Source organism: Candidatus Brocadiaceae bacterium, assembly GCA_012728835.1.
Classification (GTDB): Bacteria; Planctomycetota; Brocadiia; order SM23-32; family SM23-32; genus JAAYEJ01.
On the sequence record JAAYEJ010000065.1, the window covers coordinates 1 to 21875 of the forward strand.

Annotated in this window: 13 protein-coding genes; 4 read left to right on the forward strand and 9 right to left on the reverse strand. The window is 69.3% G+C overall.

The window, feature by feature from the left end; genetic code table 11:
* Nucleotides 1-268 precede the first annotated feature (268 nt).
* From GXY85_10650 to GXY85_10665, 4 genes are all read left to right on the forward strand, one after another.
* Nucleotides 269-1528, forward strand: coding sequence for a DegT/DnrJ/EryC1/StrS family aminotransferase (locus tag GXY85_10650; GenBank protein NLW51278.1), 1260 nt, complete (start codon nt 269-271; stop codon nt 1526-1528).
* Nucleotides 1529-1660: 132 nt separating this feature from the next.
* Nucleotides 1661-2107: a hypothetical protein gene (locus GXY85_10655; GenBank protein ID NLW51279.1), complete on the forward strand. Its 447-nt coding sequence runs from the start codon at nt 1661-1663 to the stop codon at nt 2105-2107.
* A gap of 12 nt (nt 2108-2119) precedes the next feature.
* Entirely contained in the window at nt 2120-3070 is a 951-nt protein-coding gene (locus tag GXY85_10660) for a thioredoxin fold domain-containing protein (protein ID NLW51280.1), read from the forward strand.
* A gap of 73 nt (nt 3071-3143) precedes the next feature.
* Nucleotides 3144-4427 carry a sulfatase-like hydrolase/transferase gene (locus GXY85_10665; protein NLW51281.1) on the forward strand — a complete coding sequence of 428 codons (1284 nt, stop codon included), beginning with the start codon at nt 3144-3146 and terminating at the stop codon, nt 4425-4427.
* Nucleotides 4428-4515: 88 nt separating this feature from the next.
* On the opposite strand, the gene GXY85_10670 is transcribed toward GXY85_10665, so the two are convergent.
* The 9 genes from GXY85_10670 to GXY85_10710 form a co-directional block, all read right to left on the reverse strand.
* Nucleotides 4516-12165: a hypothetical protein gene (locus tag GXY85_10670; protein NLW51282.1), complete on the reverse strand. Its 7650-nt coding sequence runs from the start codon at nt 12163-12165 to the stop codon at nt 4516-4518.
* Between the two features lie 298 nt (nt 12166-12463).
* Nucleotides 12464-13285, reverse strand: coding sequence for a DNA repair protein RecO (gene recO / locus GXY85_10675; GenBank protein ID NLW51283.1), 822 nt, complete (start codon nt 13283-13285; stop codon nt 12464-12466).
* A gap of 57 nt (nt 13286-13342) precedes the next feature.
* Nucleotides 13343-14575: an HlyC/CorC family transporter gene (locus GXY85_10680; protein NLW51284.1), complete on the reverse strand. Its 1233-nt coding sequence runs from the start codon at nt 14573-14575 to the stop codon at nt 13343-13345.
* Nucleotides 14576-14599: 24 nt separating this feature from the next.
* Nucleotides 14600-14995, reverse strand: a complete 396-nt coding sequence (ybeY, locus tag GXY85_10685) for an rRNA maturation RNase YbeY (protein ID NLW51285.1) — start codon at nt 14993-14995, stop codon at nt 14600-14602.
* 16 nt (nt 14996-15011) lie between these two features.
* Entirely contained in the window at nt 15012-17300 is a 2289-nt protein-coding gene (locus GXY85_10690; GenBank protein ID NLW51286.1) for an HDIG domain-containing protein, read from the reverse strand.
* Nucleotides 17287-18264: a PhoH family protein gene (locus GXY85_10695; protein NLW51287.1), complete on the reverse strand. Its 978-nt coding sequence runs from the start codon at nt 18262-18264 to the stop codon at nt 17287-17289. Before GXY85_10695 ends, GXY85_10690 begins: the two co-directional genes overlap by 14 nt.
* A 25-nt stretch (nt 18265-18289) precedes the next feature.
* Nucleotides 18290-19126: a phosphatidate cytidylyltransferase gene (locus GXY85_10700; GenBank protein NLW51288.1), complete on the reverse strand. Its 837-nt coding sequence runs from the start codon at nt 19124-19126 to the stop codon at nt 18290-18292.
* Nucleotides 19127-19197: 71 nt separating this feature from the next.
* Entirely contained in the window at nt 19198-19938 is a 741-nt protein-coding gene (locus GXY85_10705; protein NLW51289.1) for an isoprenyl transferase, read from the reverse strand.
* On the reverse strand, nt 19931-21232 hold the full coding sequence (locus tag GXY85_10710; GenBank protein ID NLW51290.1) for an adenylosuccinate synthase: 1302 nt from the start codon (nt 21230-21232) through the stop codon (nt 19931-19933). Before GXY85_10710 ends, GXY85_10705 begins: the two co-directional genes overlap by 8 nt.
* Nucleotides 21233-21875 lie beyond the last annotated feature (643 nt).

Here is a 21875-nt window from a genome sequence, read left to right on the forward strand (position 1 = left end):
GCGGGGCTCTGAGCGTATTCCGGGAAGGGCTGGAATGGCTGCGGCAACACGGAGTGCCGCCAGGGCTGAACCGTCTGCGCATCACGCCTGCCCTGGAGAACGTCCAGTGAAACTGGGGACGGGTCAGAGCGCGTTTGCCTTGACAGCGCCAGGCGGCGGGCGTAACCTACCGGGGCTTCGTCTCTGGTGCGCCGCGGCACTCTGTACCCGGTTGGTCCGGGGCGGCTGGGGCGGCAACGAAGGGGATCTCAAGAAGGGGAGGCCGACGATGGCCAAACTGGCGATCCACGGCGGCGAGCCGTGCATCAAGGAGCCTGCGTACACGAAGTGGCCAATCGTGGACGAGCGTGACGTCCAGCACGTTGCGGAGGTTGTTCGCGCCGGCCGCGGCGGTTGGTGCCGCCTGGGCGTCGAGGACAGCGAGGTGACCGCTTTCGAGCAGGAGTTCGCCGCCTTCCAGGGCGTCAAGCACTGCCTGGCCGTCAACAACGGCACGGTGGCGATCGAGTGCGCACTGGCCGGGCTGGGGCTTCGCCCGGGCGAAGAGGTGATCGTGCCCGCCATCACCTTCGTCGCCACGGCGTCCGGCGTCCTGATGGCACGGGGCATTCCCGTGTTCGCCGACGTGATTCCGGAGACCTGCCAGATCGACCCGGAAGACATCGAGCGCAAGATCACCAAGCGCACGCGGGGCATCGCCCTGGTGCACTACGGCGGCTACCCCTGCGACATGACGCGGATCATGAAGCTGGCGAAGAAGCACAACCTGTTCGTGCTCGAGGACTGCGCGCACGCGCAGGGCACACAGTGGAACAAGCGCGGCGCCGGCTCGATCGGCGACGTCGGGACGTTCAGCTTCCAGGGCTCGAAGGCCCTGACCAGCGGCGAAGGCGGCGCCATCGTCACGAAGCGCAAGGACGTCTACGAAGCCTGCTGGGCCTACCACCACATCGGGCGAGGGCTGTCCGCCGAGAAGTACGAGCACGAGACCGTCGGGCCGAACCTGCGCCTGTCCGAGCTGCAGGGCGCCATCCTGCGCACGCAGCTCGAGAAGCTGCCCGCGCAGGTCGAGCAGCGCATGGCCACCGAGGCCAGGATCATTGAAGGGCTTGCTGACATCCCCGGCATCAAACCGCTGAAGCAGGACCGGCGCGTGACGCGGCGCGGCTACTACTTCAGCGTCTTCCGCTACGATGAGAAGGCATGGGGCGTCGACCGGGAGACGTTCCGGCGCGCGTTCGGCGCAGAAGGCCTCCGCATCGGCTGCGGCTACGCCACGACCGTCTACGAGCTGCCCGTGTTCGCCAAGTGCGCCTACGACGCCACCGGCTGGCCGGTGGCCGAGGGCGAGAAGGGACACGGACGCGTCGTGCGGTACAACAAAGTGCGCTGCCCGAAGGCGGAATACGTCGCGCACCACGAGCACCTGACGTTCGGCGCGCACACGCTGCTGAACCCGCAGTTCGCGGACCAGGCGCTGGCCGTCCTGCACAAGCTGTGGGACAACCGCGACGAACTGAAGGGCTGAGGCCGATGCTGCGCAGAGGCGGCGCCTGGGTCCCCCCCCGGCGCCGCCTTGTGCTGTACGCACGGCGCCCGGGCGTTCATTGCGGCCCTGCGGCCGGGCGGCTATGATGGACAGAGGTACGGAGGACGAGCAGTGGAAGTGCGTGCGGCGGGTGTTCGGCTCCTGGCAGTGCTGGTGGCGGGCCTGCTTGTGGTCGGTGGCGACGGCTGCGGCCGGACCGAAGAGGCAACAACGGACGTCAGTGACGCAGCGGCGGCCCTTCGTCGGGAAGGTCTCGCCTACGACGTGAGCGAGACGGCCGTGCTGGGCACCATCGGCGCCGAAGGCCTGCGCCTGACCGGCCCGGGTCTGGAGGTGGAACTGTACGTCCTCAACGAACGGGACCACCGCGACCTGGCGCTGACGGCGGTCGCGCGGCTTGCCGCCGGCCAGAGATCCCGGGGCGAACCGTTTCCCGCCCAGGGATTCGCAGCCGGCGACCTGTTCGTGCTGGTCCGGAAGGAACCCGTCGAGGGCCGGGTGCGAAGGGCCCTGGAACGCGTCCTGGCGGCAGCCGAGACGCCGGACGACACGAAGTAGAAACGAGGCGTTATGTATTCCAGAGGAAATGCTGCGAAGGACTTCTTCTCCGGGTCTCCCCTGCACCGCCGGCTGAGCCGGGCGCTCTGTGTGCCGGTCGCCGTCGTCATGCTGGCCGTGCTGGCCTCCGCGCCCGGGTGCGACAAGGCGCCAGAGGGAGGGGCCGCGACGCCGGCGGGTGCCCCGGCGCGCGACAACACGGTGCTGGCGACCGTGAACGGGGAACCGATCACGGCGGGCGACCTGGCGGACGCGCTGGCCGCCCTGCCGGAGCCCGCGCGCACCGCCTTCAAGAGCGACCAGATCGAGTTCCTCGATGGCCTGATCGTGCGCAAGCTGCTGCTCCAGGAAATCCGGAAGACGTCCGACGGAGAGGCGCCTGCACGGGACGACGACGCGGCCGTGCAGGACTTCATCATGGCCAGGGTCATGTCCCAGGTGGAGGTGGCCGAGGAGGACGTCCGCGCGTTCTACGAGGAGCACAAGGACGAGATGGACGGCGAGCCGACCTTCGAGGAGGCCAAGGAGTTCCTGACCGCCTACGTGACCATGGAGAAGCAGCGCGCGGCTCTGAAGGCCCATGCGGGCGCTCTGCGGGAGAGCGCGGCCGTGACCTACAACGAGGAGTGGGTGGCCGAGCAGAAGGCGCGGGCCGCCGACAATCCCCTGGACCAGGCTCTGAAGCTGGGCCGGCCCGTGCTGGCGTCGTTTGGGGCGGAGCACTGCCCGCCCTGCGTGCGGATGAAGCCCGATCTGGAGGCCCTGGCCGAGGAGTACCGCGGGCGGGCGGAGATCCTGATCATCGACGTCGATGACCACCCTGAGCTGGCCTGGCGGCTGAAGATACGGTACACGCCGACCCAGATCTTCTTCGATGCGTCCGGCGAGCAGGTGGCCCAGCAGGTCGGCGCCATGTCGCGAGAGGACATGGTGGAGCGGCTGAAGGCGTTGGGCGTCGAGTAGGCCCTCACTTCGCTGCCGGCGTCTGCGGTGCTCTGCCGGGCGGGCGGCTGCCATCCCCCATGAGGAGCCCATCGTGAAGGTGCACCCGAATATTCTGCTGCTCGTCATCGACTGCCTGCGGTCCGATTTCGTCCACACGCTCGGGCTGGCCCGCATCCCGACCATCGATCGCCTCTGTGGCGAGGGTTTCGCGTTCACGAGCGCCATTGCCGGTTCGACGACGACCACGCCCTCCTTCGCCGGCATACTGACGGGGCGGTATCCCTACGAGACCGGCGTGCGCAGCCACTCCGGCCATCGACTGAGCCCCGAGGTCGTCACGCTGCCGGAGGTCCTGCGGGGGTGCGGGTACTTTACGCATGCGGAAGTGTGTGGGCCCCTGGGGCCCGAGGTCGGCCTGGATCGGGGGTTCGAGCACTACGACCTGCGGACCCGGAAGGAGGACGTCCATCAGGAATGGGGGCGGGAACTCCTGGGGCGGATCGCCGGGCTGCCGCAGCCCTGGTTCCTGCTCCTTCACGTCTGGGCCCTGCACAGACGGCGCCACGTGCTGCCGGAATGCGACAACGCGCGGCACGGCCGCACCGAGTACGCGCGCGCCCTCTCCAGCATCGACGTTTACCTGGCCCGGCTGCTCGGGTGCCTGCCGGAGCGGACGCTGGTTGTGCTGACGGGCGACCACGGCGAGGAGATCGCGCGGAACCCGCTCCACAGGCGCATCGGGCGGTTGCGGCGGAAGCTCTACCGCGTCGCGCTGAAGCACGGGCTGACCCACAAGCACATCTCACACGCCCTCCGGGGCTACCGCGACGGGCACGGCCACTCGCTCTACGACGAACTGGTCCGCGTGCCCCTCATCTTCTGGTGCCCCGGCCTGATGCCGGCGGGCCGCAGCGACCTTCAGGTGCGCCACGTCGACGTGCTGCCAACCCTGGCCGAGGCGGCCGGCGCGGCCGTCCCCGACGGCATTGCCGGCGAGGGGCTGATGGCGATCGTGCGCGAGGGGCAGGGCCGGCACCGGGACGCCTACCTGGAGGCGGTGGGGACGACGCGGCCGAACAAGGATGACTGGCTGGCGGGCCTGCGGGTGGACAACCGCTACAAGTACATCTACGCACCCTATCGCCAGGGGTTCGAGCCGGAACTGTACGACCTGCAGAGCGATCCGGGCGAGCGGCGGAACCTCGCGACCCTCCTGCCGGAGGTCACGGCCGACCTGCGCGGACGGATCGAACGCCTGGGGACGGACCGCCAGGCCGGGGTGCGCATGGATGCGGCCGAAGAGGAGCGCGTGATGGCGCGGCTCCGCGACCTGGGCTATGCCGACGGCGCCTCCGAACAGGAGCCGGCGGACTGAACAGGGGCGGTGCGACTGCACGGTGGACGAAAAAGGGGCCCGCCTTCCGGCGAGCCCCTTGTCTTCAGGGCCGGCAGGAGCCGTCCGCTCAGACCTCCGAGAAGACGAGCGGGTGGATGCTGGCGCCGTTGATCTTGAACTTCTCGACCCGCCAGGCGCCGATGCCTGTGAACGGCGCCGGGCCGTCGAGCCAGCCCTTGATATCGACCTTCCCGATCACGGAGCCGTCCACGAATGCGCCGGTGGTCTCGGCCCAGTTCAGGTTGAACTCGTCGCCGGGGCCGGCGACGAGGCCGGCGGCAATTGTGCTGGACGAGACGTTCCCGCCGATCTTGATCTTCTGGATGCTGCCCCCGCCGAACGTGTCGGCGTTGGCGTCCGTGCCGCCGATCGCCCAGTCCGCGCCGAGATCGGCGCCGGCCAGGATGCGTGCATGCTGCACATTGCCCTTGACGTCGATCTGGCCGATGTCGCGGGCGAAAACCTGGACCATGTCGGCCTCGGCGGCCTGGCCGAGCAGTGAGCCGCCGAACCGGAGCTTGGACAGGACTCCGCCGACGTTCACGCGGGACCCCGAAAGCATGTTGCCGGTCTTGGACTCGAAGGAGGCCACCGAGCCGCCGGCCTGGAGGCTGGAGCCGAAGTTGCCGGCGAGCTGGATCTTGCCGGCGTTGCCGGCCAGGACCATGTCGCCGTGGTAGCCGCCGGTCTTGGTCGACAGGCCGCTCAGCGAGTAGCCCTGGCCGTCCCGGCCGGTGATCACCACATCGCCGTTGATCCCTCGTGCGGTCTGGACCTTGCCGATGAAGCTCTCGCTATAGACGGCGACTGCGTCGTTGGTGTCGCCATCGGCGTCGGCATCGGCCGGGACGTCGACGTCGGCGACCGTCAGGCCGTTGACATCGTAGCCAGCGATCCCGGAGTTGAGCTTGATGGAGCCGATCGGCGCGTCGGAGACGATGAAGGCGAGGTCATCGGCGAAGCCCTTCCGGGAGTCCTTGATGGACTTCACGTAGGACGCGCCGGAGATGGCGATCCCGAGCCCGTCGGCGGAGTTCGCGCCGCCGATCGTGATGCTCTTGATCTCGATGCCGTTGCCGAGCCTCACCTCGATGTCGCCCGGGTCCACGTTGGAGTTGCCGTCCACGTCGTAGACGGCCACGACCACGTTGCCCCACTGGCGCAGGACAAGCAGCTTGGTGATGACGGGGATGCTGCCGGGGTCGACGGTGGTCGTCTGGTTCCCGGCGATGTCGGTGACCGTCACCGCCACGTCCGGCGTGGCATAGCTCTCGATGCCGCTGAAGGCCACGCCGGTGTCGATCGTGAGCTGGGCGGTGTAGATGCCGTCGCCCGCGACGGCGTCGCCGTTGGTGCCGTTGTCGACCATCGCGACGGCATCCGGGCCGCCGAATCCGCTGAGGTCGACGAAGACGCTGGCCACGTCCGTGTTGGCGTCGCCCAGGAGGCTGTTGTCCCAGGTGACGGTCAGCACGTCGCCGGCGTCGGCCACACCGATGATGCCGTCGTCGAACGACAGCCACGCGGTGATGTTGCCGTCGGTGACGACCGGGGCCGTGCGGTCGACGGTGACCGTCAGCGCGTCGGAGTGCTCGGATTCCGATCCGCCCTCCCAGGCCGTGACCGTGTAGTCCCAGGTGCCTTCCGGCTCGCCGATGGCGGCGAAGGTCGTCCCGGTGCCCGTGCCGACCAGGGTGCCGCTGCGGTAGACGCGGAATTCGTTTGTCGACGAGTTGACGTTAAAGATGAGGACGGGCGCGTTGGTGATGTCGTCCGAATCGCTGACGCCGGAGTCGCTGCCCGGCTGCAGGTCCGGTGCGGACGGGATCTCCGGGCCGGCGTAGAACACGACGGCCTGGCTCCAGGCGCCGTCGTTGTCCCGGGCCCGCGCCAGGAAGGTTTGTGCCCCCATGGTCGAGGTGGGCGTCTTGTACTGCCACGACCAGCCCAAGTTCGGATCGTCATCGCGGCCGAGGAGGATATCGACTCCCAGGTCGAGTTCGCCGTTCCCATTGGCGTCGCGGTAGAACTCGACTTCCACGACGGTGCCGTCGTCATCCTGGACGTCCTCGGCGATCAGGGTGAACCAATCGTCGGCCGGGATCGGCAGCGGGTCGCCGGTCAGGTTACCGATGGTGGGCGGTATGTCCACGTGGCCCGTCGTGCTGGGCGCGTTGACTTCATCGCTCCAGTAGCCCTCGTTGTCCCGGGCGCGCGCGAAGTAGGTGTGGTCCCCAGGCTCCCAGGTAGGCAGGATGGCCAGGGACCACCCGCCGATCTCCGAGGTGTCGATCCCGAGCACCTCGTCCTCCTCCTCGTTCAGCACGCCGTCGTCGTTGGCGTCACGGTAGAACACGACCATGTCGACGTATCCGTCGATGTCGGCTACCGTCGTGGCCGTCAGCACGAGGTTCTGGGCGTAGTGGACGGGGTCCGGAGAGAGCGTCAGCCCGGCGATGGTCGGGCGACGGGGCACGTTGACGGAGGCCGCTGCGCTCCAGCCACCGCTGTCGTCCTGTGCTCGTGCAAAGAAGACGCGGACGGCCGTGGGGTCGGCAAACTCCAGTTCCCAGGTGCCCGGGGCGACCTGCGTGCCGAAGCCGATCAGGGCGTCCAGACCTTCCTGATAGGTGCCGTTGCCGTTCGTGTCGCGGTAGAAGGCGACGGTCGCCACGGCGCCGTCCGTGTCGCCGACGTCGGTGGCGGTGAGCTTGAGCATCTGCCCCGGGATGAGCTGGGCCGGATCGGCCGTCAGGCTGCCGATGGCCGGCCGGCCGTTGACGAGGCCATCGACGACGGCGGCATCGCTCCACGCGTCGAGGTCATCCTGCGCGCGGGCGAAGTAGGTGTGATCGCCGGGCGCCCAGTTGACGGTGAGGGTGAAGGAGTAGTCGTTGCCCGTGGCGGTGTAATCCGTGCCGAGCAACTGGTCGACGCCGGCGTCGAGGATGCCGTTGTCGTTGACGTCGCGGTAGAACTCGACCCGCTGCACGGTCCCGGGGACGGCGTCCGTCACGTTCTGGGCCGTCAGGACCAGGTTGGCGCCCTGGGTGACCGGGTTGGGGTTCAGGACCAGGCCGCCTATGGTCGGCCGTGCGTTCTCGACGCGGCCGGTCGTCTGGATGGCGTAGCTCCAGCCGTTGTCGTTGTCCCGCGCGCGGACGAAGTAGACGTGGGTGCCCACGGTCCATTCGGCCGGGCCTTGCCACCACCATTCGCCCGGGACACCTGTGCTGACCGGGTCTTTGATGAACGACGGCTCCAGCACGTCGTCGATGCCGACCTCCAGCGCGCCGCTGGAGTTCGAGTCGCGGTAGAAGACGACCTCCTCGATCGTGCCGTCGTCGGTCACGCCGGTGGCCGTCAGGATGAGTTCCGTGCCCTGCGGAACGGGGTCCGGAACGTCGGTGAGGGCGGCAACGACGGGACGGGCGTTGACGTTGCCGGTGGTCGTGGCCGTGGCCGTGGCCTCGTAGTTGTCGGTGACCAGGGCGAGGTACTGGTAATCGCCGGGCGCCCATGTTGCCGGGCCGGACCATCGCCAGCCGCCCGCCGCGCTGGTGTCGACGCCGAGCAGGACGTCTCCATCGCTGACGTCGCCGCTTGTGTCGGAGTCGATGTAGAAGGCGACCGAATGGACGTCGCCGTACGGGTCGTCGACCCCGACGGCGTTCAGTGTGATGTAGTCGCCCTGCGTGACGGGGTCGGGGGAGTCGGCCAGGCTGTCGATGACGGGCGGCAGGTTGCTGACCGTGTTCACGACCTCGGAGGTCGGGCTCCAGTCGTCGTAGAAGTCCTGGGCCACGGCGAAGTAGGTGTGTTCGCCCGGGCTCCAGTTGACGCGCACCGTGATCTCCCAGTCGGCGCCTCCGGTGTTTGTGCCCGTGCCCAGGAAGTAGTCGACGTAGGGGTTGAACGCGCCGTCCCCGTTGATGTCCCGGTAGAAATGCACGCGGCGGATGTTCGGGTTGCCGCTGTTGGCGCCTCCCACGACGTTCACGGCCGTCAGGGTCAGGTAATCGCCCTCGTCGATGACCGGGTGACTGACCTGCACTTCCCCGATCGTGGGGCGCGTGTTGGCCATGGTTCCCACAGCCACGCTGTCGGCGCCGTCGGTGTCGAAGGCGCGGGCCCAGAAGACGTCGCCTGTGTCCTCCAGCGGGCCGGTCCAGATCCAGCCGTCGGCGGCGTTGATGTCCACGCCGAGCAGGGTGTCGGTCGCCGCGTCGAACACGCCGTCGCCGTCGTCGCGGTAGAACTCGACGTAGGCGACGGCCCCGTCCATGTCCTGCGCGCCGTAGGCGGTCAGGGTCACGTCGTCGGCGCCCGTCAGTTCCTCACGGTTGGCCGTCAGGAGCCAGACCGTCGGGCGCTGGTTCAACGGCACGATCGCCGAGACAACTGTGCTGTAGCCCTCGTACTGCAGGTTGTCGGGCCAGCCCCAGAGGTTGTCGAACGCGGTGGCGTGGTATGTGACCTGGCGCTGTGTGCCGGGCAGGATGGAGTAGCGCGACTGGAACTCGAACGGCAGGCCGATCTGCGGGATCTCGCCGCTGTAGGGCGTCAGGTCCAGCGGGTCACTGTGATGGTAAGGATAGGCGGACCGCAGGAAGGCGAGGTTGTGCTGCTCGGCGACGACAAAGGACTGCACGCCGTCGCCATCGAAGTCGCCGGCGACGATGGCGACCGGATTCAGCAGTGGGCCGGGCAGTTGGTAGTTGGACAGCCAGTAGTTGAGGTCTGCGTCGTCGAACTCGGGCCGGTATCGCCGGGCCGGGTCCTGGTACTCATGCTGGTAGACCTGCCAGGTGCCCAGTTCCCCGGCGTCGCCGGCGTTGTTGAGCAGGATGCTCAGAGTGCCGTCGGTGTTGACGGTGACGAGGTCAACGTAGTACTCATTTTCGTACTGACCGCTGCTGCCCTGGTCCCAGTCCCAGTCGGGCTTGGACGGGCTGTCGCGGAACAGGTCGGCGTCGATGTTGTGAGCAAGGATGTACACCGGCGTCCGCCCGATGTTGTAGGTCACGCTGCGGGTGTCGGCGTCGCCCAGGCCTGTGAAGAAGCCGGCATAGCCGACGCGGCTTCTGGTCCACAGCCGCCGGTCCCCGAACAAGACCGTCACTTCGTTCGTCAGGGGATTCGAGATAGCAAGGTCTGTATCGATCCGTTCATTGGAGTTGCGGTTGTAGTCGTCCTCCATGAAATCGGCGGCCGTGATGGATGTCCCGGCACCGAACGGGGTCGCGTAGTCGGCATCGAAGGTGCCCGCGGCGAGCTCGATCCTCAGGAAGTACTCCACGTCATTGCCGCCATCGAGCGGTTCGTTCTCATCAATCGAGTAGGCCGTGAAGGGGTCGGCCCCATCGATTTCCTGTCCGGCGACTGCGACATAGTAGCTGTCGGGATCGGCCCCAAGAACCACGACAAGCTCGTCGCCGTTCTCTCCACTCATTTCCTGGAAACCGACGATGCTGCCGGTTGAATCGAAGACGTAGACATACAGGTTGTCCGCGTCGTTTCCCGGTTCAGCAAGGCGGGTCGTGGTGATGGTCAGTTCCCTGGCGCCTGCGCTCCTGAGGCGGTAGAAGTCGACGTCGCCGTCATGGATCCACTGCGGGTAGAAGTCATCGCCCCGCGTGCCGAGCGGCCCCGACGGTTCCGCCCTGTATGAAGTCTTGTATGCCCAGCGGTACTCAACCGCCTCGTCGACATCCAGCCCGCCCAGGATGCCGGTCTCCATGGCGCGGCCGATGACGTTGCCGGGATCGAAGTAGTCGATGTAGTCTTCCGCGAGCCAGTTAAACAGGAAGACCGGCCCGTTCGGGCCGACCATGGCGATGTCGTCGCCGGACTCGTAGTCGATCTGTGTGGACAGGATGTCCTGGATTCCCTGAAACACCGCCGGACGGTCCCCGGGGTAGTTGGGGTAGTCGCCGTACGTGTAGATGCGGTCGAGTGTGAAGGCGCCCGTGCCGTCGCCGACCAGGACGGGTATCTCGCTGTGCACGGAGCTGGCGAGGATCAGGTCCAGGAATCCGTCGCCGTTGTAGTCGCCCGTGGCCAGGGAGTCGGGATGGATGGGCGAGGGGTCGGCCGGTCCATTGTAGTCGACGTCGTAGTCCGTGTGGGATGTGAAGTAGCCCGCCCCGCTGTTCAGCAGCACGACGGCATGGGCCAGCCGGTAATCCGGGTGTCCGGAGCCTGCGGCCGGATCGCCGAAGGCCGCCAGGGCCAGGTCGGGCGCGCCGTCGCCGTTGAAGTCGCCGACGACCATGTCCTTCGGGTTGTAGTTGGCGCCGATCTCCGGGTCATAGAGGTCGACGACGGAGGTGGTGTAGAAGTTGCCGGCGCCGTCGTTGAAGAGCACCGAGACGAAGTCGATTCCGCCCGTGCCGGTCACGTCCACCGTGACGGCGATATCCACGTGGCCGTCAGCGTTGAAGTCGGCCTTCACCTGGGAGGTGATCTCCCAGTCAACCACGCCCATGTCCCATCGCCAGCCGCCGGTCGAGTTGTAGTCGGAGCCCCAGTCGGTCGGGGAGTCCTGGTACGGCCAGTAGGTGTTCGGGGCATGGACGCTGAAGGTGACCCACTCGACGTTGCCGTCGGAGTCCATGACGCCGTTGGCGATGAGCGAGAACTCGTCGCCGAGGTGGATCGGGCTGGCGCCGGGCTCCAGATCGTCGATGTGGGGGTTCTGGTTGAGCGTCCAGACGGGGATGCTCTCCGCGCCCGCATTGTCGGTGGCGATGGCGAAGTAGACGGGGCTGATGTCGGGGTCCCAGTCCACGAGCACGGTCAGCGACCAGTCGCCGCCGCCCATGTCGGTGCCGTAGCCCATCAGGATGTCGATGCCGGGGTCGTAGTAGCCGCTGTTGTAGACGTCGCGGTAGAAGGCGACGTTGGCGATGCTTCCGCCGGGATCGGACACCCCGCTGGCGGTGAAGGTGACGGGCTGGCCGGGCACGGCGGGGTTGGGGTTGTTGGTCAGGGCGACGACCGTTGGCTTCTGGTTGACCGTCCCGTAGGTGTAGTCGCCCCAGCCGCCGCTGTTGTCGCGCGCGCGGGCGAAGTAGCCTCCCGTGGTCCACGTGACCAGTGTGCTGAGCGACCAGCCGCCGGCCGCGTCGGTGTCCGAGCCGAGGAAGAGGTCGCCGCCGTCGTAGACACCGTCGCCGTTGGCGTCGCGGAAGAAGTCGACCCGCGTGACGGAGCCGTCGGGGTCATAGACGCCGCCGGCGGTGAGGGTCAGCGTGTCGCCAAGCGTGACCGGTTCCGGGCTGCCGCTCAGGGAGCCGACTACGGGGAGGGCGTTCACCGTGCCGACGGCCATCGCCGGGGTGCTCGCTTCCATGATGTCATTCGTGGCGACGGCGAAGTAATGCCATCCGCCCGTGTTCCAGTCGGCAATGCCCGTCCAGGCCCAGTTGTAGGCGGCCACCTGGACTCCGGCGCCGAGGTTCGTGTCGCCTCCATCCAGGACGGCATCCGTGCTGCGGTAGAACTGCACGCCGGTGATCGGGTCGCCGTCGCCGTCGATCACGTTGTACGCGGTCAGCGTGAGGTCGCCTCCCTGGTGCACAGGATCCGGGGTATCGGCCAGGAACGCGATGACCGGGTTGGAGAGCATGATCCGGCTCTCCAGGGCCTCGAGTTCCAGGGAAAGCCGACGGTCCTGCCGATTCTCTCTGCCTGCCCGCCCACCGGAGCTGATCATCTTTCGCCTCAAGATCTCATGACTGATCGGAGAATGACTCTGCTCTGATTTCGCGACCGCACGTCCCTCGTACAATATGAATCACGGTACCCGGGGCCGCCCCCAAGTACGCGAATGCCGTCATCTCGTGTGCGCAGACAGAGAATCCGCCCCTTCCCTGATACTTGCAACAACACTCCCGTTCCCAAGAAGCAACCGGCATTATACGGGCCATCGCGCCAATGTCAAGGCTTGTCTCACCTTATCCGGCTCGGCAGGGCATCTGCAAGCACAACGCCCCGGCCTGCGGCCGGCCGCGTCACCGGTCCGTGCCGGGCGCGGCCGTGCCGCGCACCTGCCGGAGGGACCGGCTGAGCCGGCGGCCCTCCAGGTACTTCCAGAGCCTCAGCTCGCGGCCCAGGAGGTCGCGCATGTGGAACCGCAGCAGGGCGCTCATGGCCAGCGTGCTGCCTGCCGGCAGCGCGGGGGGTTGCGCGGACGGTCCCGGTTCGGCGGCGCTGAGCGCCGTGAGCGTGCGCAGCAGGTCCGCCCGCGTTGTGGTGGCCCGGCCGCTGCCGCGGCCCTCGCCGCACCGGGGGCAGAGGGGGCCGCCGGCGGCACTGCTGAACACGACGGGGCCCCGCCCCGGCAGGGCGCGCCCGCACTCGGCGCAGGCGTCGAAGGTCGGGCAGGTGCCGTGCTCCCGGAGCACGGCCAGCTCCAGCAGCAGCACGCCCACCCCGAGACGCTCGCCCGAGCGGAAGCCCCGCAGGGCGCGCAGGAGCGCGGCATAGAGGTCGGGACAGGGGGCGTCGTCCGGGACGAAGTTCAGGACCAGCTCGGCGGCGTAGTAGCTGCAGAGCAGGCCCTCGAGGCCGCCGCCGGGCTCGTAGGGGCGTTCGCGCAGCCAGCGGTAGGTCAGGTTGTGCAGGGTGCCGCTGCGGCGCGTCGTGTAGACGATCTCGTAGCGGCTCAGCAGGTCCAGGGCCGTGCGCACGCCCCGGCGCGGGGCGCGCGTGACGCCCCTGGCCATCACGGAGAGCCGTCCGGCGTCGGGGGTCAGGAAGGCGGCCACCTGGCTGGTGTTGCTGTAGTCGACCCGGCGCAGGCAGATGCCTTCGGTGTGATGGTAGTGTGCCAGGTGCCGGGCCTTTCACGGGTTGCGGGCCGGGACGCGCGGGGCCGCCGCCGCCGCCGCTCATGCGCCGTCCGGCGGCGGCAGGCGCTCGATGTGCACGCGGCGCACGCGGCGTGCGTCCGCCTCGAGCACGCGCACCAGGATGCCGTCGGTCCGGATCTCCTCATCCGGTGCGGGCACGCGCGCGACCGCGGCCGTCACGTAGCCGCCCAGGGTGTCGTAGTCTTCGTCTTCGGGGATGTCCAGGCCGAGCAGGTCGTTGACCTCGTCGATGTGCATGCGGGCGTCCAGTTCGTAGGCGCCGGACGGCAGGGGCACGACGCGGCGTTCGAGGTCTTCCTGGTCGTATTCGTCCTGGATCTCGCCGACGATCTCCTCCATGATGTCCTCGACGGTCAGCAGGCCGGCCACGCCGCCGTATTCGTCCAGTACGATGGCGATCTGGACGTGTTCGCGCTGGAACTGCTCCAGGAGGGCGCGGACGGTCTTCGTCTCGGGCACGAACAGGGGTTCGCGCACGACATCGCGGAGCCGGCGATCGGCCTGGCCGGGCTCGATGGCGGCCGTCAGCAGGTCCCGCACGTGCGCGATGCCGATGATCCGGTCCCGGGTGCCTTCGTAGACGGGTATGCGGCTGTAGTGCAGCGTGGCGAGGTTGCGGATGGCATCGCTCAGGGGCAGGTCGGCCTGCAGGCACTCCATGTCCGTGCGGGGTGTCATGATCTCGCCGACGTCGACGTCGCGGAAGTTCAGGATGCCCTCGATCATCTCCTTCTGTTCCGCCTCGAGTGCGCCCTCCAGGGTGCCGTCCTCGATGGCCACGCGGATCTCCTCCTTGGCGGCCTCGACGACGGCGGGTTCGGGCTCCTCGTCCGTTTCGCCTTCGGGGCTGTCTGCGAGGCCGCGCAGCGGCCAGGAGAGCCAGTAGAGCGGCGGCAGCAGGGCCAGCAGCACGTGGGCGGCCAGGCGCCGCCCGATCGCCCGGGCGGCGAACTCCGCCGGCAGCACCAGGGCGATGGCCGCCAGGACGGCCGGGGCCGCCGTTCCGTTCTCCGTGTGCGCGCGGACGGCCAGCAGGGCGGCGAGCGTCACCGTGGCGGCCGCACGGATCAGGACGCAGAGCGCCGAGGCGGCCCGCCCGCCCTCCAGGTAGCGGGCGTAGCGTTCGCGGGCCGTGCGGCTGTCCAGGGCCTCTTCGAGACGGGCCAGAGACACGAAGCGGATGGCGGCATCGGCCAGGGCGGCCACGAAGATGGCGGCCCAGAGGATCGGCAGTTCGGCGCCTCCGAACACGGGTGGTATCTCCCTGTCTGGGGGTCAGAAGTCCACGTCGTAGCCGACCTCGGCCAGCAGTTCGGCCTCGCGTCGGCGCATCTCCCGGCGCTGGGCCGGTCGGGCGTCGTCGCAGCCGAGCAGATGCAGGAGGCCGTGCACGAGGTAGAGCATCAGTTCGCCCTCGGCCGAGTGACGGCGGCCCGCGGCCTCGGCGGCGGCACGCTGGGCGTTCAGGACGATCTCGCCGCAGACGCGGTCCTCGTCGGCCTCGTAGGGGAAGGCCAGCACGTCGGTCGGGCCGGCATGGTTCAGATAGCGTTCGTTGAGCGCGGCCATCTCGGCATCGTCGACCAGCACGATGCTCAGGTCGGCCCGCCGGCCGGCGCGGCGCATGGCCGCGGCCACCGCCCTGCGGATGGCGGCCCGGGGGCATCTCATCGCGTTCTGTCTGTCGCTAATGTCCGTTGCCATTGCGTGGGGCGTCGGCGCCGTTGCGGGCCGTCGCCGGGGTTTTGTCGTCGGCCGGGCCGCGCGTCTGCGCCTCCTGTCCGGGGTAGCTGACGCGGTTGTGGAAGACGGCGGTCAGGCCGCGCACCAGGCAGTCCTCCAGGCGCTTCAGGTCGGTGATGGTCAGGCCGGACTCATCGAGCTGCCCGTCGTGCAGGCGGTCCAGGACGATGCTGTGAACCAGGTTCTGAAGCTGGTGAAGCGAGGGCGAATCCAGCGAGCGGGCGGCGCTCTCCACCGCGTCGGCGAGCATCACGATGGCCGCTTCCTTGCAGGCCGGCTTCGGGAGCCGGTAGCGGAAGTGCCCTTCCTCCATCTCGTCCATCTCTCCGTTCGCCTTCTGGGCCTTCTTCCAGAAGAACTTCAGCAGGGTGGAGCCGTGGGACTGGAGGATGATGTCGCGGACGACGGGCGGGACGCCGTACTGCTGGGCCATCTCGGAGCCGTCTTTCGGATGGGCGGTGATGATGAGGCTGCTCATGGTGGGCGAGAGTTCGTCGTGCGGGTTGCGGCCGCCCTCGGGCATGTTCTCGGCGTAGTATTCGGGCTTCTTCAGCTTGCCCACGTCGTGGAAGTAGGCGCTGACGCGGGCCAGGAGGGGGTTGGCGCCGATGGCTTCGGCGGCCTCCGAGGCCAGGCTGCCCACCACCATGCTGTGGTGGTAGGAGCCCGGGGCGTCCAGCAGGAGGCGCTGGAGCAGGGGCTGGCTCGGGTCGCTCCATTCCAGCAGGCGGATGTCCGTGGTGACGCCGAAGAGGCGCTCGATGGCCGGCAGGAGGCCGCTGACCAGGAAGCCGGAGGCCACGCCGTTGGCCAGGGCCACCAGCGAGGCGTTCAGAAGCGGCGACTGCCAGAACCGGAGCGGCACCAGCGGCCCGTCCAGCACCGCCATCAGGCCCAGGCCCCAGACGGCGGCGAGCTGCACCAGCCCGGCCATCAGCCCCGCCTTGATCAGCGTGCTGCGCGTGCGCACCTGGCCGGCGAACAGCGCCGTGAGCACCCCGCCCAGCAGCAGCACGATGAACTCCAGGTGGGCGCCCGGACAGGCCAGCCGGGCCAGCAGGGCATAGAACAGCCCCGCACCCAGGCCGAACCGCTGGTCGTAGACCAGGCACATGATCATCACCAGCAGGGGGATCGGCACCCACAGGGGGGAGACGCTCCACAGGACGGCCAGCCGCGCCACGGCGACCAGCCCGAGCGTCAGCACGACCAGGGCCACCAGCTGCTTGGCCCGGCTCAGGAGCTGTTCCTCGAAGCGCTCGGCATACAGCACGGACGCCAGCAGGAGGATCAGCAGCATGACGGCCACGCCGATGCGCCTCTGCAGGCTCACGCGGCGTCCGGTCCGCCCCGCCCAGTAGTTGGCGCGCTCACGGGTCAGGTCGTCGATGTGCTGGCGGGTGACCTCGCTGCCCTGGGCCAGCATGAGGCGTCCGGCCTCGATGGTCTCCGTGGCGGGGGGCAACTCGGCGGCGGCCCTGTCGCCGGCTTCCATGGACCGCTCCACGTCGAGTTCCCGGTTTGGGTGCAGGGCGTGGGCGATTCCGGCCGCCAGGAGGTCCGCCTGGGCCTCGGGCAGGTCGGCCAGGATCGGCGCCAGGGCCTCCCGGAACGCCGGAGAGCCGCCCTCCAGGGCGTTCAGGGCCTCGCGGGGGAGCAGCGTCTCTCCGCCCTCCGGGGCGCGCAGGACAACGTGAGGCGCCGTCGTCTCCATCATCAACTCGTGGCCGAGGTCGCCCGGGCGGGCCCAATGGCCGGCGGCCATCCGCTCCAGGGCCGCCGTGAGCACGTCCGGCCGCGCCGCGAGCCCGGCAGCGAGTTCCAGGAATGCGGCCCGGTCGAAGCCCTCCTCGGGCAGTCTCTGCCAGACCAGGGCGTCGGGGCCTGTCTGCAGTCCCTCCTGCAGGGCCTCCACGCCTCCGCTCCAGCGCCGCGGGGCTGAGCGGAACACGGGCGGCTGGGCACGCCGTGCGGCCAGGCGTGCGGCGCGCGTCCGCTCCCTGTTCAGATGGACGAACGGCGCCCGGGCCCTGTAGTCGCGGGGTGCGGGCTCTCCCAGGCGGACGTCCAGGGGCGTCTGGCCTGCGATGAGGATGGAGTAGAGGGCGGCGGTGAACAGGAGGAAGCCGAGACCCCGCAGAAGGGCCGCCAGCCGCACGCGCGGGCGCGGGGCCTCCGGGCCCTTTCCCTTGGCGCGCGCGGTTCCGTTGGTCTGTCTGCTATCCGGTCGCATGGCCGCCTCCCTGCCCGGTGTCCGCCGGCGGCGGCAGTCCCTGGTTGTAGGCGTTCAGGATCAGCCGGACGAGCCGGTGGCGGACGATGTCCCTCTCGTCGAGCCAGACGAAGCGGATGCCGGGGATGTCGCGCAGGCGGTCCTGCGCGTCCACGAGCCCGCTGCGTTCGCCGGGGGGCAGGTCGATCTGCGTGATGTCGCCCGTGACGACGAGGTGCGCGTGCTGGCCCAGGCGCGTCAGGAAGGTCTTCATCTGGCCCACGGTGCAGTTCTGGGCCTCATCCAGGATGATGAAGGCGTTGTCGAGCGTGCGGCCGCGCACGAAGGCCAGTGGGACGACTTCGATGATGTCGCTGTCGAGGTAGCGCCGCACGCGCCGGACGTCCATCAGGTCGTGCAGGGCGTCGTAGAGGGGGCGCAGGTAGGGGTTGACCTTGGCCTGGATGTCGCCGGGCAGGAAGCCGAGGCTCTCGCCGGCCTCCACGGCGGGTCGGCAGAGCACGAGGCGGTTCAGGCGGCCGGCTCTCAGCAGGTTCAGGGCCACGGCGACGGCCAGGTAGGTCTTGCCCGTGCCGGCCGGGCCGATGCAGAAGACGACGTCGCTGCCGAGCATGGCGCGCACGTAGGCGGCCTGCCCGGGCGTCTTGGGGATGGTGCCGGGCCACGGCTCGGCCTCGGCGGAGGGGCGCTCCTCGCCCGGGGCGGCTGCGGCGGTCGGGCCGGCCTGCTGCTGGCGGATGAGGCGATCGACCAGGCCCTCGGTGATCGGGGCTCCGCGGTTCAGCTCGTCCTCCATGGCCAGAAGGGCGGCCTCGCACCGGCGCACGCTCTCGTCCGGGCCCTCCACGCGCACCTGCTCCCCACGCGCGACGACGGACACGTCGAAGGCGTCGCGCAGGCGCTTCAGATGCCGGTCCCGCGGGCCGAACAGCCGGATCACCTCATACTGCCCGCCCACCTGTATCGTTCGCTGCACTTCCCGCTCTCCCCTATCCGCCCGCACCGCACACCGCGAGCACGAAGTAAGCCACGGGAGCCGCAAACAGCAGGCCGTCGATCATGTCCAACATGCCGCCGATGCCCGGCAGGATGGGGCTGGAGTCCTTGAGCCCGGCCTGACGCTTCAGAAGCGAGGCGGCCAGGTCGCCCACGATCGCCGCTCCGGACACCAGCATCCCGAACGCCAGCGACGGGCCCGGCGCCAGCACGGCCAGGGGCGAGAGGGACAGGAGGAGGGCCACCAGCATGCCCGTGCCCACCTCGGCGAACGCGCCGAGGACCGTCTTGCCCGGGCTGACGACCGGCGCCAGCTTGCGGCGGCCGAGCCACGAGCCGAAGAAGTAGGCGCCCGAGGAGCCGAACTTGCAGACGGCCAGCACGGCGAACAGCCCCGACACGCCCCATCGCAGGCGGACACCCGTCAGAAACCCCAGCAGCAGCGGCACATAGATGAGGCCCAGCGCCAGTACGCCGACGCTCTCGATCGCCCCGGGGATCCGGCCGCGCAGGACGTGTTCGGCCAGCCCGGCGCCCACCGCGACGGCCGGCACGAGGCCGGCGGCGAACCACGGCCCCCCGAACGTATCAGGCGCCGCCCAACCGGCCCATTGAAGGAGGAACAGGGCCGAGCCGGCGAGCACCAGCAGCGGGGCGTTCACGGGCACGCCCACCCGGGCGGCCATGCCGGCCAGCTCGGACAGGGCCACGGCGGCCACGGCCATGCAGACGGCTGCGTAGACGAAGCCGGCCGGCCAGGCGGCGTCGAGCACCAGGATCATCACGACCGCCAGGCCGGCAGCCAGTCCCAGCCCGGTGCGTGCGGGCATGGAGAGCCTCCGGGGGCTCGCCGGCGTGTCGAGGTGCGTCTGGGCCGGGCATGCGTCAGACATTGTGCTGTTCATGGTTGTGTCTCGGGCGCGTCGGCGCCGAGCCCGCCGAACCGGCGCTCGCGCCGGGCGAACTCTCGCAGCGCCTCGATGAATTCGTCGCGGCCGAAGTCCGGCCACAGCGTCTCGGTGATGTACAGCTCGGCATAGGATGCCTGCCAGAGCAGGAAGTTGCTCAGGCGCATCTCACCGCCCGTGCGGATCAGCAGCTCCGGGGCCGGCAGTCCGGCCGTGTAGAGGTGCTGCTCCACGGTGTCTTCGTCGATGGAGTCCGGGTCCAGCGTCCCGGCCTGGACCCTGGCGGCGATGGCCCGGACGGCGTCGGCGATCTCGCGCCGGGCGCCGTAGTTGACGGCCACGGCCAGCGTCAGCGCGGTGCCCTTCTGCGTGGCGTTCTCCGCACGGGCCAGCTCTCGCCGCACGATCCGGGGCAGGCCGTCCAGGGCGCCGATGGCGCGCATGCGGATTCCGTTCTCCACGAGGTCCGCGGTGTGCTCGCGCAGGTAGCCGCGCAGGTTGGCCATCAGGAAGCGTACCTCCGAGCGGGGCCGGCGCCAGTTCTCGGTGCTGAAGGCGAAGAGCGTCAGCACCGGGATGCCCAGCTCGACGCAGGCCTCGGCGACGGCGCGGGCGCTGCGGCTTCCCGCACGGTGCCCTTCGGTGCGGGGCAGGCCCCGGCGGCGCGCCCAACGGCCGTTGCCGTCCATCATGATGGCCACGTGGGCGGGAAGTCTGTCCGGACGGTCAACCATGGACCCTGCGCTCGATCACCTGCGTCCTCTTCGGACCGACGGAGACGAACTCGACGGGGGCGCCGGCGAGTTCCTCCATGAACTCCAGGTAGGCGCGCGCCTGCGGGGGGAGTTCGCCCCAGGAGCGGGCCTCCGAGATGTCGCAGCGCCAGCCTTCCAGCTCTTCGTAGACCGGCTCCACGCGCGCGAGCGTCTGGGCGCTCGAAGGGAACTCGGTCAGCGTCTGCCCGTTCAGCCGATAGGCGGTGCACACCTTGATGGTCTCGAACGCGCCCAGGACGTCCAGCACGCTGACGGCCAGGCTGTCGACGGCACCCAGCCGGGCCGTGTAGCGGAGGGCCACACCGTCCAGCCAGCCGCAACGGCGCTGTCGGCCGGTCGTGGCGCCGAATTCGCGGCCGCCGAGCCGGCCGATGGTGCGGCGGATCGTCTCGCCGACCTCGTTGTCCTGTTCGGTCGGGAACGGACCGGCCCCGACCCGCGAGCAGTAGGCCTTGGCCAGGCCGAGCACGTGATCGATGCGCGAGGCAGGGATGCCCGAGCCCGTGTGCGCGCCGGTCAGGACGGGGCTGCTGGTCACGAACGGGTAGGTGCCGAAATCCACGTCCAGCAGGCTGCCCTGCGCGCCCTCCAGGAGTATGTTGCGGCCGTCGTCGAGCGCCTGCCGGATGATCGGCACCGTGTCGCGCACGTGAGGCCGCAGCACCTCGGCGTACGCGCAGTACTCCTTGCAGACGGCATCACAGTCGATCGGCTCGGCGCCGTGCACCCGCTCGATGATGGGGTTGTGCATGGCCATCAGGGCCTCCAGGCGCTCGCGGAAGACGGCGGGGTCCATCAGGTCGCAGAATCGGATGCCGTCACGCGTCGCCTTGTCGGCGTAGCAGGGGCCGATGCCGCTGCCGGTCGTGCCGATGCGGCCGCCGGCCCGGGCGCTCTCGCGCAACCGGTCCAGCAGCTTGTGATGCGGCAGCACGACGTGGGCGCGGTCGCTGATGACCAGGTTCTCGGCGACCTTCACGCCCTGCTCGCGCAGGCCCTCGATCTCCCGGATCAGGCCCGCCGGGTCGATGACCATGCCGTTGCCGAGGATCGAGAGCGCCTGGGGGCGCAGGATGCCGGTCGGCGCCAGGTGCAGGACGAACTCCTGCTCCCCGATCTGCACGGTGTGGCCGGCGTTGGCCCCGCCCTGGAAGCGGATGACAACGTCAAAGCGGCCGGCCAGGGCATCGATCACCTTGCCCTTGCCCTCGTCTCCCCACTGCAGGCCCACGAGTTGAAGCGTCTGCCCCATCGTCGCGTCTTCCCCATCGTCTATGGAACGGACACGGGCCCGCGCGCCCGGCGCTTGCCGGCGCCCGTACGATCAGCCGAACGGCCGATGAGAAGGTGGTGGAACAGGGGCCGTCCCGACCAGGCACACGGCACAGGCGGGCGTCGGTCTGTCGGAGGTTCCACAACCTCCGCCGCGCTGAGGTCCGGGCACACCGTCGACGGCGCTGCGCCCCGTCACGCGCAGCCGATGCGGCCGAGCCGTCCTCCCGGTGCCGGGGCGGCGCACGCAGCCCCCACCGGGAAGCCTCCCTCCATTGTACGCGAGTGAGGCCGCCAAGTCAAGGCGCCGACCCCTGGCGGCCGGCCAGTCTAAACACTTACGGCATAATGACTTACAGTCTCCGCGGCGCAGCCCGAGGCCAACAGCCCGTTGAAGAAGTGTGGAACAGCCGCCCGCCCCGGGGCGGTGCCCGGCAGGATTGCCGAGGGAGGGACGGCCACGCATCCGTCAGGGCTTCGCCCGGGCCGGTTCTGCACCTGTCATACGCGAATAGTAATGTCCGGTCTTCGGCGGATAGAAATGTCCGCTTTCCTTCGGGTGGAAGGAGAGCGGATGGAGGGAGACCGGATCGAGATGAGCCAGAAGGAGCGGGATCGGCTCA